We start from the raw sequence: 3565 nt of genomic DNA, 5'->3' as shown, positions 1-3565 counted from the left end.
GACTGGATCAAGCAACTTGCCACAGCAGACACCCTCGTCATCGCCGGGCAAGCCCTATCGCACTGCGTTGCCAATACCGTGCGGGATCTGGCCATCCAGTTGGGCGAACCCAATATCGACAAGATGCTGCTGCTCAGCGACTGTAGCAGCCCGGTTTCCGGCTTTGAAGTCCATACACGGCAGTTTATGGACGAAATGCGCGAGCGCGGCATGCGCATCCTGCCCAGCAATAAACTGGAACTGTCGTCGGCCCGACATACACCTGCCCTGGAGAAAACAATATGATTGATATTCACGCGATCAAAGCATTTAGCGACAACTATATCTGGGTGTTTGCAACCCCCACCGGCATCTGTGCCGTAGACCCGGGTGATGCTAGCCCCTTGTTTGACTGGCTAAACAAGAACAAGCAGCCACTGTCTGCCGTACTGATTACCCACCACCATGCCGATCACACTGGTGGCCTGCCCCGCCTGCGGCAGCACTACCCCGATTTGGCCATCTACGGACCGCCGGCCATAGACGGAGTCACCCATATAGTCGGCGAAGGCGATGCCATCACGTTTGGCACACTAAAGCTGGATGTGATCGCAACCCCCGGCCATACCCTGGATCATCTGGCCTATCTGGGCGAAGACTTTGCCTTCACCGGAGATACCCTGTTTGCCGCCGGCTGCGGACGCCTGTTTGAGGGCACACCCGAAATGATGTACCGGTCGCTCTTGCGCCTTGCGGCCCTCCCCGACAATACGCGCATCTATCCGGCACATGAATACACCGTGGCCAACCTCTACTTTGCCTGCGCATGCGAACCGGACAATCCGGCTATTACTGCAAGGCTGGCAAGAGAACAGCAATGTGTCAGCACCGGCATGCCCACGGTGCCATCCCTGTTGTCTACCGAAAAAGCAAGCAACCCTTTTCTTAGGTCTTCCCTGGCGGCACTTGCCACGAGCGCATCACGCCATACCGGACAAGCCACCGAAGCCGGCATCGCCACATTTACCATTTTGCGCCAGTGGAAAAATGATTTCATTAGATAGAAATCATGCTCAATTAATATCAAATAGATAAGCAACCATACGGTACGCATTTCGTGCAACATTGTTGATTTCAATTGCTTTATTGCGTTGACAGCCCCCGCTTGCGTGGTAGCATCGGCACGGAATGAAACATCAGAATACCGGGCACTTCACGAAATGAAAAAAATCACGCTTGCACTCTCCCTGGCCCTCGCCTTTTCCGCAATCAAGGCACCGGCTCAGGCAGGGGTTCTATTTGGCAAATCCGCCAGCCCATCGGTGGATGAAGCCATGGCAGCAGGTCTGGATATGATGCTGCTCAACACCAGCTTGCTGAGAAATGGCGACAACTTGCTGCTGCGCGTGCGTGAAGGCTTCCAGATGAGTGAAGTCAACCCGGAGCTGATCCGCAAGATAGAGCGTCAATATGCGGCTAACCCGAAAGGGTTGCAGCGCAGTATGGCACGCAGCCAGAAATACTTGTTCTTCATCATGAACGAGATCGAAAAGCGCGGCATGCCCACCGAACTGGCCCTATTGCCGGTGGTGGAAAGCGCCTTTCTGCCCACCGCCCAGTCCCATGTCGGTGCCGCCGGCTTATGGCAATTCATGCCGGCCACCGGCCGCCAATACGGACTGGAACAGACCTGGTGGTACGATGGCCGCCGCGACGTCGTCGATGCCACCCATGCCGCTCTTGATTATTTGCAGTATCTGCACGGCAGGTTTGGCGACTGGGGCTTTGCACTGGCCGCCTACAACTGGGGCGAAGGCAATGTCTCGCGCGCCATTACCCGGGTCAGGGCACAGGGTCAGGTCGAGACTTATGAAAACCTGCGTCTGCCCAACGAAACCCGCAACTACGTCCCCAAATTGCTGGCGGTACGCAACCTGATTGCCGAGCCGGAAAAATACGGTCTCAGCCTCAACACCTTCCCCAACAAGCCCTATTTCGTGGCCGTATCGACTGGACGCCATATGGACATCGATGTGGCTGCAAAACTGGCAGAAGTCTCGGTCGCGGAATTCCGCGAATTGAACCCTGCATTCAATCTGCCGGTGTACGCGCACAAAAGCGGACGCCAAATGCTGCTGCCCGCCAACAAACTGCATCGCTTCGAGCGCAATCTGGCCAACTGGGACAAGCCGCTGTTTAACTGGGATGTCTATATGCCGGAGAGCACGACCGATGCCCAAAGTATTGCCCAGCAATTCGATATGAATGTAAGCGAGCTGCTTGAGGCCAATAATCAGCGCGGCAGCCGCTTTGCAGCGGGCCAACCGGTGCTGGTAGCGGCAAAAAACAGCAATAGCACGCCGCTCACGCTACAGGTAGCAAACGAAGGGCGTGCCTCTTCTCTGGAAACACCGATGGTAGCCACCATAGGCCGTGGTGAAACACCGGCTATCGCGGCGGGCAGGCAAAGCCGCCTAGCGGCCAACCAGCCCAGCCTTCAGTTTGAAACTAGCGTAGCGGCACCGGCAATGGTTGTCGCCAGCAACACCATGCCAACGCGCGTCGTGGCCAATACCGCAGTGACGCCCGCCCCCATGGTGGCAGCTATACCGGCCTTAGCTACAGTGAGCACCCCAGCTGTCAGCGCACCGTCAACGGTCGCCATGACCACAAGTACACCGGCCCTACTTGCATCAGCCCTGAATGTAGCGCCGGCAGCCCCTGCTGAAATCAGCACCAAACCGGCACCACAACGCGCCCCAGCAGTGCAGGCATTAGCCGCCGCACAGCAAGCCACAATGCCGGCGGCGCAAAGCGGGCAGCACATCGTCAGCAGTGGCGATACGCTCTACAACATTTCCCGCCGTTACCAAATGCGGGTGGACGAACTGCAGGCCCTGAACGGAATAGATGGCACCGCGCTGCGCCTGGGACAAAGCCTCAAAATCAGCGGCAGCCCCATTCTGGCGACACCGGTCTCCGCCCGCACCAAAGCGCTCCAGCAACTGGCGCAATTGGCCAATACTGGTAATTTCAGGAAAGTCAGCAGCGAGTATGTGGTTCAAAATGGCGACACGGTTTACGGTATTGCCCGCAAATTTGGCTTAAGCTATACCGACATCCAGCGCTGGAACGATATCGAGCAACAGGCTCGTCTGCAGCCCGGCCAGCGACTGCTCATTCAGGGCTTGTAACTACTATTCTGGCTGGCGGCTATCCAGCCACAGCGTCACCGGGCCGTCATTGACCAGACTGACTTTCATGTCTGCGCCAAAGACACCGGTGGCAACCGGCTTACCCAGCACCCCAGCCAAACGACGGACAAATTCCTCGAATAGTGGTCGGGACAATTCAGGCCGGGCCGCACGGCTATAGCTTGGGCGGTTGCCTTTTTTCATACCGGCGAACAGGGTGAACTGGCTAACCGCCAGCACCTCTCCTTTGCAATCCAGCACTGAACGGTTCATCACGCCGGCTTCATCATTGAAAATCCGCAACTGGCTGATCTTGCGCACCAGCCAGTCGATATCATCCGCCGTATCCGGCGCCTCTATGCCGACAAGCAATAGCAAACCACCACCGATTT

Annotated in this window: 3 protein-coding genes and 1 pseudogene; 3 read left to right on the top strand and 1 reads right to left on the bottom strand. The window is 56.9% G+C overall.

Annotation, left to right across the window (positions count from 1 at the left end):
• The 3 genes and pseudogenes from ACRC1E_RS14700 to ACRC1E_RS14690 form a co-directional block, all read left to right on the top strand.
• Positions 1-285: pseudogene (locus ACRC1E_RS14700) on the top strand (hypothetical protein); the annotation flags it as partial.
• Positions 282-1043: a hydroxyacylglutathione hydrolase gene (gloB, locus tag ACRC1E_RS14695; RefSeq protein WP_438515851.1), complete on the top strand. Its 762-nt coding sequence runs from the start codon at positions 282-284 to the stop codon at positions 1041-1043. The pseudogene ACRC1E_RS14700 and the gene gloB, both read left to right, overlap by 4 nt.
• Positions 1044-1199: 156 nt before the next feature.
• The gene (locus ACRC1E_RS14690) at positions 1200-3173 is read left to right on the top strand and encodes a LysM peptidoglycan-binding domain-containing protein (protein WP_438515850.1); all 1974 of its coding nucleotides are present in this window, start codon (positions 1200-1202) and stop codon (positions 3171-3173) included.
• Positions 3174-3176: 3 nt separating this feature from the next.
• On the opposite strand, the gene dtd is transcribed toward ACRC1E_RS14690, so the two are convergent.
• On the bottom strand, positions 3177-3565 hold a 389-nt coding region (gene dtd, locus ACRC1E_RS14685), incomplete at its 5' end, for a D-aminoacyl-tRNA deacylase (protein ID WP_438515849.1).

Source organism: Craterilacuibacter sp. (assembly GCF_051659485.1).
GTDB lineage: Bacteria > Pseudomonadota > Gammaproteobacteria > Burkholderiales > Chromobacteriaceae > Craterilacuibacter.
The sequence above is the reverse complement of the archived record's forward strand: the minus strand, read 5'-3'. Positions and strand labels throughout refer to the sequence as shown.